A 13501-nucleotide genomic window follows, 5' to 3' on the forward strand; every position below is an offset into this window, starting at 1 on the left:
ACAGTGAAACGGGACAGCGGCCCATGCGCGCGAGGGCCGCGACGACGTGAGGAGTGGACGGGTGGCCGGTCGTATCGGGATCGATGACGTCGCGCCTGTGATTTCCTGCGGACGCTTCCCCGCGAAGGCCGTCGTCGGCGAGGTTGTCCCGGTGCGCGCGACCGTGTGGCGCGAGGGGCACGACGCCGTCGCGGCCACCCTGGTGGTCCGTTATCTCGGCACCGACTACCCACGGCTGGCATCGGGTCCCGGCGCGGCGCCGGGGGCAGTGCCCATCGAGACCGTCGTGCGACCTGTCACCCGGATAAAACCGCAGGCATTGCCGATGTCGCCCGGCCGGATGCCCGATGTCTTCCATGGCCAGTTCACCCCGGACAGCGTCGGGCTGTGGACCTACCGGGTGGACGGCTGGGGAGATCCGCTGGCCACCTGGCGCCATGCGGTGGAGGTCAAACTCGAGGCCGGGCAGAGCGAGGGCGAACTATCCAACGACCTGCTGCTCGGCGCACGGCTTCTGGAGCGTGCCGCCGCCGGCATGCCACGCAAGCTGCGCGATCCCCTCATCGAGGCAGCGGCGGCACTGCGCACACCGGGTGACCCCTTCCGCCGGGCCGGGGCGGCCCTGTCCGACGAGGTTTTCGAGCTGCTGGCGCAGTACCCGCTACGCGAATTGGTCACTCGCGGTGAGCAATACGGGGTCTGGGTGGACAGGCCGCTGGCCCGGTTCAGCTCGTGGTACGAGATGTTCCCCAGGTCGACGGGCGGCTGGGACGGCGACGGCCATCCGGTGCACGGCACCTTCGAATCGGCGGCCGCGGCCCTGCCCCGCGTCGCCGCCATGGGTTTCAACATCGTCTATCTGCCGCCGATCCATCCGATCGGTGCGGTACATCGCAAGGGCCGCAACAATTCGGTGACCGCCGCGCCCGGCGAGGTCGGGTCCCCCTGGGCGATCGGCAGTGCCGAAGGTGGCCACGACGCGGTCCATCCGGCGCTGGGCACCATCGACGATTTCGACGCATTCGTCGCTGCCGCACGCGATACGGGTCTCGAGGTGGCCCTGGACCTTGCGCTGCAGTGCGCACCGGACCACCCGTGGGCCAGAGAGCATCCGGAATGGTTCACGGTACTGCCGGACGGCACCATCGCCTATGCCGAGAACCCACCCAAGAAGTATCAGGACATCTACCCGCTGAACTTCGACAATGACCCCGCCGGCCTCTACCACGAGGTGCTGCGGGTGGTGCGGTTCTGGATTTCGCACGGCGTCAAGGTGTTCCGCGTCGACAACCCGCATACCAAGCCACCGAACTTCTGGGCATGGTTGATTGCCGAGGTCAAGAACGAGGACCCCGACGTGCTGTTCCTGTCCGAGGCGTTCACCCGGCCCGCCCGGCTGTACGGCCTGGCCAAGCTCGGCTTCACCCAGTCCTACACGTACTTCACCTGGCGCACCGCGAAATGGGAACTCACCGAATTCGGTGAGGAGATCGCCCGCTACGCCGACTGCGCGCGGCCGAGCCTGTGGGTCAACACCCCCGACATCCTGCACGAAAGCCTGCAACACGGCGGCCCCGGAATGTTCGCCATCCGGGCGGTGCTGGCGGCGACCATGAGCTCGTCGTGGGGCGTGTACTCGGGATACGAACTGTTCGAGCATCGTGCGGTTCGCGAAGGCAGCGAGGAGTACCTGGACTCCGAGAAGTACGAGCTACGCCCACGGGATTTCGCGACCGCGCTGGCCGAAGGCAAGTCTTTGGAGCCGTTCCTCGCCCGTCTCAACGAGATTCGGCGTCTGCATCCCGCACTTCGCCAGCTGCGCACCATCAAGTTCCACCACGTCGACAACGACGCGCTGCTTGCGTACAGCAAGTTCGACCCCATCACCGGCGACACCGTGCTGGTGGTGGTGACGCTCAACGCCTTTGGCCCGGAAGAGGCGATGTTGTGGTTGGACATGGAGGCACTGGGAATGGAATCGCACGACCGGTTCTGGGTGCGCGACGAGATCACCGGGGAGGAATACCAGTGGGGGCAGTCGAATTACGTTCGCATCGACCCCGCGAGGGCGGTGGCGCACGTGTTGAACATGCCGCTCGTACCGTACGAGAAACGACTCGACTTGTTACGCAGGGAATGAGGGCGAGATGACGAGAAGCAATCAAGTCACCAGCGCGCGACTGCGGCCCGACCCCTCGGACGTACACCGACTGCTCGTCGGCGAGCACCACGACCCGCATTCAGTGCTGGGCGCCCACGAGTACGGCGACCACACCGTGATCCGGGCGTTTCGGCCGCATGCGGCCAAGGTCGAGGCGGTGATCGGTGGAGACCGTTACCCGTTGCAGCATCTCGAGTCCGGCCTGTTCGCGGTGGCCCTGCCGTTCACCAACCTCGTGGACTATCGCTTGGAGATCGGCTACCCCGGCGCTGACGACACGATTCACACCCACACCACCGCGGATGCCTACCGCTTCCTGCCGACGCTGGGCGAACTGGATTTGCATCTGTTCGCCGAGGGCCGCCACGAACGGCTGTGGGAGATCCTGGGCGCACACCCGCGGAAGTTCACCACCGCGGACGGTGTGGTCGAGGGTGTGTCGTTCGCGGTGTGGGCACCGAATGCCAAAGGCGTCAGCCTGATCGGTGAGTTCAACCACTGGGACGGCACCGAGGCACAGATGCGGGTGCTGGGCTCGTCCGGAGTCTGGGAGCTGTTCTGGCCCGGGTTCCCGGTCGGCGGCCTGTACAAGTTCCGGGTGTACGGCGCCGATGGCGCAGTCGCCGACCGGGCAGATCCGATGGCGTTCGCCACCGAGGTACCACCACAGACCGCGTCCCGCGTCGACAGCAGTTCGTACACCTGGAACGACGACGAGTGGATGACCCGGCGCGCCGGGGGAAATCCGGTGTTCGAGCCGATGAGCACCTACGAGGTGCACCTGATGTCGTGGCGGCCCGGGCTGAGCTACCGACAACTGGCCACAGCGCTCACCGAATATGTTGTCGCACAAGGTTTCACCCATGTAGAGCTGCTGCCGGTGGCCGAACACCCATTCGGCGGGTCGTGGGGCTATCAGGTCACGTCGTATTACGCGCCCACCTCTCGGCTGGGTTCTCCCGACGATTTTCGGTTCCTCGTCGACGAGTTACACCAAGCCGGCATCGGCGTGATCGTCGACTGGGTCCCTGCCCACTTCCCCAAGGACGCCTGGGCCCTTGGCCGATTCGACGGGACGGCACTCTACGAGCACTCCGACCCCAGGCGCGGGGAACAACTCGACTGGGGCACATACGTTTTCGACTTCGGCCGACCGGAGGTCCGTAACTTCCTGGTCGCCAACGCGCTGTACTGGTTGCAGGAGTATCACATCGACGGCCTGCGGGTGGACGCGGTGGCGTCCATGCTCTACCTCGACTACTCGCGGCCGGAGGGCGGCTGGACGCCCAACATCTACGGCGGCCGGGAGAACCTGGAAGCGGTGCAGTTCCTGCAGGAGATGAACGCGACCGTGCACAAGCTCGCGCCGGGGATCGTCACCGTGGCAGAGGAGTCCACCTCATGGCCCGGCGTCACCCGGCCGACAAGCCTTGGCGGCCTTGGCTTCTCGATGAAGTGGAATATGGGCTGGATGAACGACACGCTGGACTACATCAGTCATGACCCGGTGCACCGCAGCTATCACCACCACGAGATCACCTTCTCGATGCTCTACGCCTTCAGCGAGAACTATGTGCTGCCGATCAGCCACGACGAGGTGGTGCACGGCAAGGGCACCCTGTGGGGTCGGATGCCCGGTGGCGATCACGAAAAGGCGGCCGGGCTGCGCAGTCTGCTGGCCTACCAGTGGGCGCATCCCGGCAAGCAGTTGCTTTTCATGGGTCAGGAGTTCGGGCAGCGTGCCGAATGGTCCGAGGAACGCGGGTTGGACTGGTTCCAGCTCGGCGAGCAGGGCTTCTCCGGCGGCGTACAAACGCTGGTGCGCGATCTCAACGCGATCTACCGCAGTCACCCTGCGCTCTGGAGCCGCGACACCAGCCCCGAGGGCTACTCCTGGATCGACGCCAACGATTCGGCCAATAACGTGCTGAGCTTCCTGCGGTTCGGCGCCGATGGTTCGATGCTGGCCTGTGTCGTCAACTTCGCCGGCAGTGAGCACAGCTCCTACCGGCTCGGCCTGCCGCACGCCGGCAGGTGGCGAGAGGTGCTCAACACCGACGCCGCCCTCTACAACGGATCCGGGATCGGGAATCTCGGCGCCGTCGAGGCCACCGACGAGCCGTGGCACGGCCGTCCGGCGTCGGCGATGATGGTGCTGCCGCCGCTGGCGATGTTGTGGTTCGAGCCCGAACCGGCCTAGCCCCTCGCCCAGTTTCCTTGCGCGAGCAGCTATCGGAGGGGCTGCTCGCGGGAAAAAATCAGTACAGCGCGTTGGCGAGATTGCGTCGGCCTGCGACCACGTCGGGGTCGGCCGGGTCGAACAGCTCGAACAATTCGATCAGCCGGGTACGCACGGCGGTGCGCTCGTCGCCCGACGTGCGCTTGACCAATGCGATCAACCGGTCGAAGGCCGCAGCCACCTGCTGCTGCAGAACCTCGACGTCGGCCGCGGCGAACGCCGCCTCGATGTCCGCCGGATTGGCGTCGGCGACCGCCACCGCGTCGGGCCCCTGCGTGCTGGCCCGCTGCAGGAAGGCGATCTGGCGCACTGCGCCCTTGGCCTCGGTGTTATTGGGCTGGGTGTCCAGGATGGCCTGGTAGGCGGTCAAGGCTGCGGCGAAGTTGCCCTCGTCCAGATATGCCCTTGCCTGCGCCAGTTCGGGGTCGACTTCCTCGGCATCGCCTTCGGCCGACCCGTCCAACTTGCCTGCGGTCGCGTCGAGCAGCGAATCGACCCACCGACGCAGTTGTTCGGCGGGCTGTGCGCCCTGGAAGCTCGCGATCGGCTGACCTCCGGCCAATGCCACGACCGTCGGAATGCCCTGGATGCCGAACATCTGCGCGACGCGCGGGGTGGTGTCCACGTTCACCACTGCCAGCGACCACTTGCCCGAGTCCGCGGCAGCCAGGCCGGCCAACGCATCGCCCAGTTGGACGCTGGCGTCGCTGCGGGGCGACCACAGAAGCACCACCACCGGAACCTGGCTGGACCGGACCAGCACCTCGGCTTCGAAGTTGGCTTCGGTGACCTCGATTCCGCCCGGTGCTGCTGGTGCGGTGCCTTCATCGCCCGTGGCGGGACGCTGCTTCAGTGCTGAGAGATCAACCGCGCCGGCCAGGGCCGGCCCGATGGGAGGTCGTGGACGTGTCACGCTCTCAAGTCTGTCACGTCGTTTCGGGTGCCGTCGCGGCTGGTTGCGTGGCCGGCGCGGAACCGCCGACCGAGCCCGTCGCAGTGCCCATCCGGGCAGTCCTATCAGCCCACATGACGAAAATCACACTGCCCAACGGCACGATGCTGGCCAGCAACGCCAGGATCCAGGTGCCGATCCCCCATCTTGCGGCGATCCCCACCAGGACGGCGGCCACCACGAACGCGATGAAGACGCCACCGTGGACGGGCCCGAACACCTTGACGCCGACCTCGGTGCGCGGAGTTCCCAGGTACTTGAAATACATGCCGATCAGCAGGCCGGCCCAACTGAGCGCCTCGGCCAACGCGATGAGCCGGAACCAGCCGGGGATCGAACGCAGGTCATAAGAGCTTGTCATGGGCGCCATTGTGCCCGACCCGCCGGCCAGCTACTACAGAGCGTCGTAAAAGAACCGGCTTAGCTGTCAGCGACGCAAGATCAGCGCGTCGCCCTGGCCGCCGGCGCCACACAGCGCCGCCACCGCGTAGCCCGAGCCCCGCCGGGACAACTCCAGCGCGGCGTGCAGCGCGATGCGCGCCCCCGACATCCCGATCGGGTGGCCGATGGCGATCGCGCCGCCGTTCACGTTGACCTTCGCCGGGTCGACCCCGAGCTCTTTGGTGGAGGCCAGGGACACGGCAGCGAATGCCTCGTTGATCTCCAGCACATCGAGCTGGTCGACCGTGATGCCCTCGCGTGTGATCGCCTTCTTGATCGCGTTGGCGGGCTGGGACTGCAGGGTGGAATCCGGGCCCGCCACCACGCCGTGCGCACCGATCTCACACAGCCAGCTCAAGCCCAGCTCCTCGGCCTTCGCCTTGTTCATCACGACCACAGCCGCGGCACCGTCGGAGATCTGCGACGACGAACCCGCCGTGATGGTGCCGTCCTTGCGGAACGCCGGCCGCAGGCCGCCCAGTGAATCGGCGGTGGTGTTGGCGCGGATGCCCTCGTCCTCGGCGAACTCGATGGGGTCACCCTTGCGCTGCGGGATCGAAACCGGCACCACCTCGTCGGCGTAAACACCGTCTTTCCACGCCGCGGCGGCCTTCTGGTGCGACTTCGCCGCAAACTCGTCCTGCTCGGCGCGGGTGAACTTGTCGACGTCGTTGCGCTGCTCGGTGAGCGCGCCCATCGGCTGGTCGGTGAACACGTCGTGCAGACCGTCGTAGGCGAGGTGGTCGAGCGCGGTCACGTCGCCGTACTTATAGCCTTCGCGGCTCTTGGGTAGCAGATGCGGGGCCTGGGTCATCGACTCCTGACCGCCCGCGACGACCACATCGAACTCACCGGCCCGAATCAGCTGGTCAGCCAGCGCGATCGCATCGATGCCGGACAGGCACATCTTGTTGATCGTCAACGACGGAACGTCCCAGCCGATGCCCGCGGCGACCGCAGCCTGCCGCGCGGGCATCTGCCCGGCGCCGGCGGTGAGCACCTGGCCCATGATCACGTACTCGACGAGCGAGGCGTCGACCCCAGCCTTCTCCAGGGCACCCTTGATGGCGATACCGCCGAGGTCACTGCCCGAGAAATCCTTCAGCGAACCCATCAACTTGCCCACTGGAGTACGCGCTCCAGCAACGATCACCGACGTGGTCATGTCTTACCTCCAGGGGACGATTCGTAACGCTGTGTGGCCGATCACACATACCGCAAACGTTCAGGAAAAGGTTACCGTGGCGTTATGACCGCCGATCAGGTTGACGCCCGTCCGCTGCTCAGCACTGCGCTCGTCACGGCGATCGATCATGTCGGCATTGCGGTAGCCGACCTGGATGCCACGATCAAGTGGTATCACGACAACCTCGGCATGATTGTGCTCCATGAGGAGATCAACGAGGAACAGGGTGTTCGTGAGGCAATGCTCTCGGTCCGCGGCGCACCCAAGGGCAGCGCACAGATTCAGCTGATGTCGCCGTTGGACGAGACCTCGACGATCGCCAAGTTCCTCGACAAGCGTGGCCCCGGCCTGCAGCAGCTGGCGTACCGGACCAGCAATCTCGACGAGCTGAGCGAGCGCCTGCGCAGCCAGGGTGTGCGGCTGCTGTACGACGCCCCCCGCAAGGGCACCGCGAATTCGCGGATCAACTTCATCCATCCGAAGGATGCCGGTGGAGTGCTGGTCGAACTGGTCGAGCCCAGCACTGATGAGCACTGAGGGCTAGGACCACTTCCTCGTCGGGCCGCGGTTGGCCCGGTTCTCCCAGCAGGGCCTGTGCCAATGCCTGCGGTCCTCAATATCACCGAATTCAACCGGCCACACCACCACATGCGCTGTGCCCGAACGTATTTCGTGATCGCAGCCCGGGCACCGGTAGGTTTTCGCCGCCCGCACCGCACCGATCGGTCGCACCTCGTACTGGTAGCCGTCGGGGCCGGTTTCAATGCGGCGCGGCGGCGGCAGCGGTGCCTGCCGCCGGGGTTCCCTGCGCCGACGGGCCATCAGAACAGCCGGAACTCGTCGCTGTCCATCCCGCGCATCTGGTCATAATCTAGAGTCACGCAACGGATCCCGCGATCGGTGGCGAGTGTGCGGGCCTGCGGTTTGATCTGCTGGGCGGCGAACACCCCGGCCACCGGCGCCAGCACGGTGTCGCGGTTGAGCAATTCCAGGTAACGGGTCAGCTGCTCCACACCGTCGATCTCGCCGCGGCGCTTGATCTCGACAGCCACCGAGCGGCCCAACTCGTCGCGGCACAGCAGGTCCACCGGGCCGATTGCAGTCGGGTACTCGCGGCGCACCAATGTGTAACCGGTGCCGAGCAACTCAACATGCTCGGCCAGCAGCGCCTGCAGGTGGGCCTCCACACCGTCCTTGACGAGCCCGGGATCGATGCCGAGTTCGTGGCTGGAGTCGTGCTCGACATCCTCGACGGTGATCCGCAGCTGCTCACCCGCCTTGTTCTGCACCACCCACACGTCGCGGTCACCGTTTTCTTCGGTGACCCAGCACGGCGGGCTCATCCAGTTCAGTGGTTTGTAGGCGCGGTCGTCGGCATGAACACTCACCGAACCGTCGGCCTTGAACAACAACAACCGACGGGCCGACGGCAGGTGGGCGGTCAGCCGTCCCACGTAGTCGACGGTGCACTGGGCTATGACAAGGCGCACCCGATCCACCTTAAGGGCAGCGCTGACGAACTAGGCTTGCGCCACAATGAACGCCGATAATTCGGTCGCGCGACGGCTGGGCCGGGTGCTGGAAACCGTCACCAGGCAGACCAGCAAGCTCCCGGACACCACCCCCGAGTACGGCTCGTGGGTGCTGGGGCGGGTGTCCGAAAGCCAGGGCAAGCGGCGGGTCCGTATTCAGCTGATCCTGACGACGTTCGTGATCGTCGCCAACCTGCTGGGTATCGGGGTGGCGACGCTGGTCGTGATGGTCGCGTTCCCGACGCCAAGTGTCTTCGAGCCGGAGGTCCGCTGGATCACCTTCGGTGCGGTCCCCGCCTACATCACCGCCGCGCTTGTGATCGGAGTGTTCTGGGCGACGCGCCGGGTCATCAACAACGTGCGCTGGGCCATCGAGGAACGTCCGCCCTCCAAGGAGGACCAACGCAACACATTCCTCGCGCCGTGGCGCCTGACTCGGGTGTTGCTGATCCTGTGGGGCACCGGCACGATCGTGTTGACCACGCTCTACGCCTTCGTCGACACCAACTACATACCGAAATGGCTACTGGGCGTCAGCTTTCCCGGCATCGTCGTCTCCGCCAGCTGCTATCTGTTCACCGAGTTCGCGCTGCGACCGGTAGCGGCCCAGGCGTTGGAGGCCGGGCGGCCGCCGCGGCGGGTGGCCGAGGGACTGATGGGTCGCACCATGCTGGTGTGGGCTCTCGGGTCCGGGGTGCCCGTGCTTGGCATCTTCCTGGCTGCGTTGATCACGTTGATACTGCAGAACGTCACACCCACCCAGTTCACGGTGGCGGTGATGATCCTCGCCCTGTTCGCGCTGGTATTCGGATTCATTCTGATGTGGATCCTGTCCTGGCTGACCGCCACTCCGATCCGCGTGGTGCGCGCCGCCCTCAACCGCGTCGAGGAGGGCGATCTGAGCACCAACCTGGTGGTGTTCGACGGCACCGAATTGGGTCAGCTGCAGCGCGGATTCAACTCGATGGTGCGCGGACTGCAGGAACGCGAACGAGTCCGCGATCTGTTCGGCCGCCACGTCGGCCGTGAGGTGGCCGCGCTGGCCGAGCAGGAGAAGCCGGTGCTCGGCGGCGAAGAGCGCCACGCCGCAGTGATTTTCGTAGACGTCATCGGTTCAACCCAGCTTGTGTCCAGCAGGCCTGCGGTCGAGGTGGTCGAGCTGCTCAACCGGTTCTTCGCCGTGATCGTCGACGAAGTTGACCGCCACTGCGGGCTGGTGAACAAGTTCGAGGGTGACGCGGTGCTGGCGGTTTTCGGCGCTCCGGTGTCGTTGGACAACACCGAGGACGAGGCCCTGGGTGCGGCACGAGCGATCGCGAGTCGGCTACGCATCGAGGTCCCCGAGCTCAACGCCGGGATCGGGGTGGCGGCCGGCCAGGTGGTTGCCGGGAACGTCGGCGCCAAAGAACGATTCGAGTACACCGTGATCGGCGAGCCGGTCAATGAGGCAGCCAGGCTGTGCGAATTCGCCAAATCGGTACCCGGCCATCTCGTTGCATCGTCGGACACGATCGCCGGCGCCAGCGAAACTGAAAGGGCCCGTTGGTCATTAGGTGACACGGTGACGTTGCGCGGGCTCGATGAGCCGACCCGACTTGCAGTGCCGGTCTAGTTCGTCCGCGGCTGCCGCGCGGCGTTGATCGCGTCGTCGAGCGTCCGGAAGACGATGGCGTCGTAATCGTCGCGTCGATCCGCAGGCACCACCCGGCCGTCGGGGTCGACGAGATAGCTCTCCTTGCCTGCCGCGGCCAGCACGGCTCGCATACCGGTAAGCATGTCGCGGGCCGCGTCGTTGATGTCGTCGACCCTGGTCACCTCGACGATTGCCACGTCGAAGCCCGCACTCTCGCGCGCTGCGGTGCGCAGTACCTGCTCGGCTCCCGCGAACAGGAGATCACCTTGGACCTCGTACACCCGGATCCCGGGGCTCACGTCGTAGACCGCCCGCAGCGTGGCCGAGGACTCCCGGCTGACGGTGAGGAAGTGCAGGCCCAACCGCGCAGACAGGCTGCGGCAGACCTCCACACCCCGCACGCTGTTGCCCTTGGCGTCGAGAAGCGGTGAGTAGACGCCGATTCCGAGCTGGCCCGGCAACACTGCGGCAATACCGCCGCTCACCCCGCTTTTCGCGGGCATGCCCACGGCACTGACCCAGTCGCCTGCCGCGTCATACATCCCGCACGTGACCATCACGCTGAGCGTCCGGCGGACCACCTGCGCGCCGGTGACCCGCCGCCCGGTCAATGGGTTGAGCCCGCCACGAGCCAGCGTGGTGGCCATCCGGGCCAGGTCGGTGCTGGTGACCTTGATCGAGCACTGCCGGAAGTAGACGTCGAGCACGTCGTCCGGATCGCCCTGCAGCGCTCCGAAACTCGTCAACATGTAGGCGATCGCGCGGTTGCGGTTGCCGGTCGCCTTCTCCGAGGCGTACACGTCGAGATCGACGTCGAGGCGGCGCCCGGCGCACGCCGAATAGAACTCGTGGATGCGGTCGAACCGCTCGTCGGCGGTGTCGCCCGGGACCAGTGACACCGCCGCGATCGCACCGGCATTGATCATCGGGTTCTTCGGCGTCTTGGTGACTTCGTCCACGCTGATCTCGTTGAACGCCTCGCCCGACGGTTCCACGCCGATTCTGGCGTCCACCGCCTGCTCGCCGATCTGATCCAGCGCCAATGCATATGTGAACGGCTTGGAGATCGACTGAATCGTGAATTCCACTGCCGTATCGCCGGATTCGTATACATAGCCATCGGAAGACGACAGTGTCAGGCCGAAGTCGTCCGGGTTCACGGTTGTGAGTTCAGGGATATAGCTTGCGAGTGCGCCGTCACGCAGGCCGGCATGTTCTGCACAGATCTGGTCCAGGTAGCGCTGCACCACGTCGGCCACGGGTGCAGTCTAAGGCCGCACCGGGCCCTCCCCCAGAACGACCATGTCGGTTTTCCGCCAGTCCTGTCGGTGCGAACGTGTAAATGTTGATTCATGCACGAGGATTTCGACCGCTGCTACCGGGCCGTCCAGTCCAAGGACGCCCGGTTCGACGGCTGGTTCGTCACCGCTGTGCTCACCACGGGCATCTACTGCCGGCCGAGCTGTCCGGTCCGTCCGCCGTTCGCCCACAACATGCGGTTCTACCCCACCGCGGCCGCTGCGCAAGCCGCCGGCTTCCGGGCGTGCAAGCGTTGCAGGCCGGACGCCTCACCCGGTTCACCCGAGTGGAACATGCGCGGCGACATCGTCGCCAGGTGCATGCGGTTGATCGCCGACGGCACCGTGGAACGCGAGGGCGTCACGGGACTGGCGGCCCGCGTCGGCTACACCACCCGTCAGCTGCAGCGGATCCTGCAGGCCGAGCTGGGGGCCAACCCACTCGCATTGGCGCGGGCACAACGCACCCAGACGGCGCGGGTGTTGATCGAGACCACTGAATTGCCGTTCGGCGATGTGGCTTTCGCGGCTGGATTCGCGAGCATCCGGCAGTTCAACGACACGGTGCGGGCGGTGTGCGATCTGACGCCGACCGATCTTCGTCGTCGCGCTCGAACCCGGTTCGCCCGATCCGACGCCGCCACGCCCGGGGCGCTGTCGCTGCGTCTGCCGGTGCGCACCCCATTCGCGTACGAGGGCTTGTTCGGCCACCTGGCCGCCAGCGCGGTGCCGGGCGTGGAGGAAGTGCGGGGCGACAGCTTTCGCCGCACCCTAAGGCTGCCGCACGGCAACGGAGTCGTGGGCCTGTGCCCGCACCCCGACCACGTGCGCTGCGAGTTGGTGCTCGACGACTTCCGCGATCTGTCGGCTGCCATCGCCCGGTGCCGCCGACTACTCGATCTGGACGCCGACCCGGAGGCCGTCGTCGACGCACTCGGCGCCGATTCCGATCTCGGCGCCGTGGTGGCCAAAGCCCCCGGCCAGCGCATTCCCCGGACCGTGGACGAAGCCGAACTGGCCATTCGGGTGGTGATCGGCCAGCAGGTGTCGATCAAAGCCGCCCGCACCCATGTCGGACGCCTGGTCGCCGCGTACGGCACTGCGGTACGCGATGAGAACGGCGGACTCTCGCATGTGTTTCCCAGTGTGACCGATCTAGCCGAGATCGATCCGGGTCACCTGGCGATGCCGCAATCACGGAAACGTACTGTGACGGCGTTGGTGCGGGCGCTGGCCGAGGGCGATCTCACCCTCGACCCCGGCTGCGACTGGGATCGCGCTCGAGAACAACTGCTGGCGCTGCCGGGAGTCGGTCCGTGGACTGCAGAAGTGATCGCCCTGCGCGGGCTTGGCGACCCGGATGCGTTCCCTGCGACCGATCTCGGCGTACGCCTGGCTGCCGAACAGCTCGGGTTGCCCACGGAGCCGGCGGCACTGACCACCCACAGCGCCCGCTGGAGGCCGTGGCGGGCATATGCGACACAGCACCTATGGACGACGTTGGACCACGCGGTGAACGACTGGCCACCGACCGTCAATCGATAGCAGGAGGAGAACGATGACAACACTGCAATGCCGCACGGTGGAAAGCCCAGTCGGTCCGCTCACGCTGGCAGGCCGCGAGGGACGGTTGATGCATCTGCGCATGGTCGACCAGACCTATGAACCGAGCCGCAATGGCTGGGAGGTCGACGACGCTGCATTTCCCGACGCTGTCGAACAGTTAGCCGCCTACTTCGCCGGCGAACGTACGGTGTTCGATCTTGATCTCGAAATGAATGGGACGCCATTCCAACGCAGAGTGTGGACCGCGCTGCAGACGATTCCGTACGGCCAGACGTGCACCTATGGCGAGATCGCACGAGAAATCGGCTCGCCCGGCGCGTTCCGGGCGGTCGGATTGGCCAACGGCCATAACCCGATCGGAATTGTCGTGCCGTGCCATCGGGTGATCGGCTCGAATGGCAGCCTCACCGGATATGGCGGCGGACTTGAACGTAAACGGGCATTACTCGATTTGGAGAAGAGCCGAACGATGCCGGCTTTGTTCAATTGAAAA

At 66.0% G+C, this 13501-nt stretch carries 12 protein-coding genes; 6 read left to right on the forward strand and 6 right to left on the reverse strand.

Features of this window, described 5'->3' with window-relative positions:
- Positions 1-61 precede the first annotated feature (61 nt).
- Together ABQF30_RS27095 and glgB are read left to right on the forward strand one after the other, a co-directional pair.
- On the forward strand, positions 62-2140 hold the full coding sequence (locus tag ABQF30_RS27095; RefSeq protein WP_448469653.1) for an alpha-1,4-glucan--maltose-1-phosphate maltosyltransferase: 2079 nt from the start codon (positions 62-64) through the stop codon (positions 2138-2140).
- A 7-nt stretch (positions 2141-2147) separates the two neighbouring features.
- Positions 2148-4361 carry a 1,4-alpha-glucan branching protein GlgB gene (gene glgB / locus ABQF30_RS27100; RefSeq protein WP_448469655.1) on the forward strand — a complete coding sequence of 738 codons (2214 nt, stop codon included), beginning with the start codon at positions 2148-2150 and terminating at the stop codon, positions 4359-4361.
- 58 nt (positions 4362-4419) lie between these two features.
- Here the strand turns inward: glgB and ABQF30_RS27105 are convergent, their stop codons facing one another.
- From ABQF30_RS27105 to ABQF30_RS27115, 3 genes are read right to left on the reverse strand one after another with little or no spacing between them, the layout of a single operon-like run.
- On the reverse strand, positions 4420-5313 hold the full coding sequence (locus tag ABQF30_RS27105; protein WP_448469657.1) for a tetratricopeptide repeat protein: 894 nt from the start codon (positions 5311-5313) through the stop codon (positions 4420-4422).
- 13 nt (positions 5314-5326) lie between these two features.
- Positions 5327-5722: a DUF3817 domain-containing protein gene (locus ABQF30_RS27110; RefSeq protein ID WP_448469659.1), complete on the reverse strand. Its 396-nt coding sequence runs from the start codon at positions 5720-5722 to the stop codon at positions 5327-5329.
- Positions 5723-5779: 57 nt separating this feature from the next.
- On the reverse strand, positions 5780-6958 hold the full coding sequence (locus ABQF30_RS27115; RefSeq protein ID WP_448469661.1) for an acetyl-CoA C-acetyltransferase: 1179 nt from the start codon (positions 6956-6958) through the stop codon (positions 5780-5782).
- 84 nt (positions 6959-7042) lie between these two features.
- On the opposite strand from ABQF30_RS27115, the gene mce reads away from it, so the two are divergent.
- A complete protein-coding gene (gene mce, locus ABQF30_RS27120) occupies positions 7043-7516 on the forward strand; it encodes a methylmalonyl-CoA epimerase (RefSeq protein ID WP_448469663.1) in 474 nt (157 codons plus the stop codon).
- Between the two features lie 3 nt (positions 7517-7519).
- Here the strand turns inward: mce and ABQF30_RS27125 are convergent, their stop codons facing one another.
- Positions 7520-7801, reverse strand: a complete 282-nt coding sequence (locus tag ABQF30_RS27125) for an Rv1322 family protein (protein ID WP_448469665.1) — start codon at positions 7799-7801, stop codon at positions 7520-7522.
- Entirely contained in the window at positions 7801-8469 is a 669-nt protein-coding gene (gene nucS, locus ABQF30_RS27130; protein WP_448469666.1) for an endonuclease NucS, read from the reverse strand. The genes ABQF30_RS27125 and nucS overlap by 1 nt, the downstream gene beginning before the upstream one ends.
- A gap of 46 nt (positions 8470-8515) precedes the next feature.
- Between nucS and ABQF30_RS27135 the strand changes: the two genes are divergently transcribed.
- Positions 8516-10123: an adenylate/guanylate cyclase domain-containing protein gene (locus tag ABQF30_RS27135; RefSeq protein ID WP_448469668.1), complete on the forward strand. Its 1608-nt coding sequence runs from the start codon at positions 8516-8518 to the stop codon at positions 10121-10123.
- Here ABQF30_RS27135 and glsA read toward each other — a convergent pair.
- On the reverse strand, positions 10120-11403 hold the full coding sequence (gene glsA / locus ABQF30_RS27140) for a glutaminase A (protein WP_448469670.1): 1284 nt from the start codon (positions 11401-11403) through the stop codon (positions 10120-10122). The two genes, ABQF30_RS27135 and glsA, sit on opposite strands and share 4 nt — an antisense overlap.
- 93 nt (positions 11404-11496) lie before the next feature.
- Between glsA and ABQF30_RS27145 the strand changes: the two genes are divergently transcribed.
- Positions 11497-12987, forward strand: a complete 1491-nt coding sequence (locus ABQF30_RS27145; RefSeq protein ID WP_448469672.1) for a DNA-3-methyladenine glycosylase 2 family protein — start codon at positions 11497-11499, stop codon at positions 12985-12987.
- Positions 12988-13000: 13 nt separating this feature from the next.
- The gene (locus ABQF30_RS27150) at positions 13001-13498 is read left to right on the forward strand and encodes a methylated-DNA--[protein]-cysteine S-methyltransferase (RefSeq protein WP_448469674.1); all 498 of its coding nucleotides are present in this window, start codon (positions 13001-13003) and stop codon (positions 13496-13498) included.
- The last annotated feature ends 3 nt before the right edge of the window (positions 13499-13501 follow it).

It is taken from the genome of Mycolicibacterium sp. XJ870, from assembly GCF_053483975.1.

What these genes read in the sequence shown, in the direction of transcription:
- glgB (WP_448469655.1), top strand. Translation starts at nt 2,148, where the DNA reads ATGACGAGAAGCAATCAAGTCACCAGCGCGCGACTGCGGCCCGACCCC.
- ABQF30_RS27110 (WP_448469659.1), bottom strand. Translation starts at nt 5,722, where the DNA reads ATGGCGCCCATGACAAGCTCTTATGACCTGCGTTCGATCCCCGGCTGG.
- ABQF30_RS27115 (WP_448469661.1), bottom strand. Translation starts at nt 6,958, where the DNA reads ATGACCACGTCGGTGATCGTTGCTGGAGCGCGTACTCCAGTGGGCAAG.
- mce (WP_448469663.1), top strand. Translation starts at nt 7,043, where the DNA reads ATGACCGCCGATCAGGTTGACGCCCGTCCGCTGCTCAGCACTGCGCTC.
- ABQF30_RS27125 (WP_448469665.1), bottom strand. Translation starts at nt 7,801, where the DNA reads ATGGCCCGTCGGCGCAGGGAACCCCGGCGGCAGGCACCGCTGCCGCCG.
- ABQF30_RS27135 (WP_448469668.1), top strand. Translation starts at nt 8,516, where the DNA reads ATGAACGCCGATAATTCGGTCGCGCGACGGCTGGGCCGGGTGCTGGAA.
- ABQF30_RS27145 (WP_448469672.1), top strand. Translation starts at nt 11,497, where the DNA reads ATGCACGAGGATTTCGACCGCTGCTACCGGGCCGTCCAGTCCAAGGAC.
- ABQF30_RS27150 (WP_448469674.1), top strand. Translation starts at nt 13,001, where the DNA reads ATGACAACACTGCAATGCCGCACGGTGGAAAGCCCAGTCGGTCCGCTC.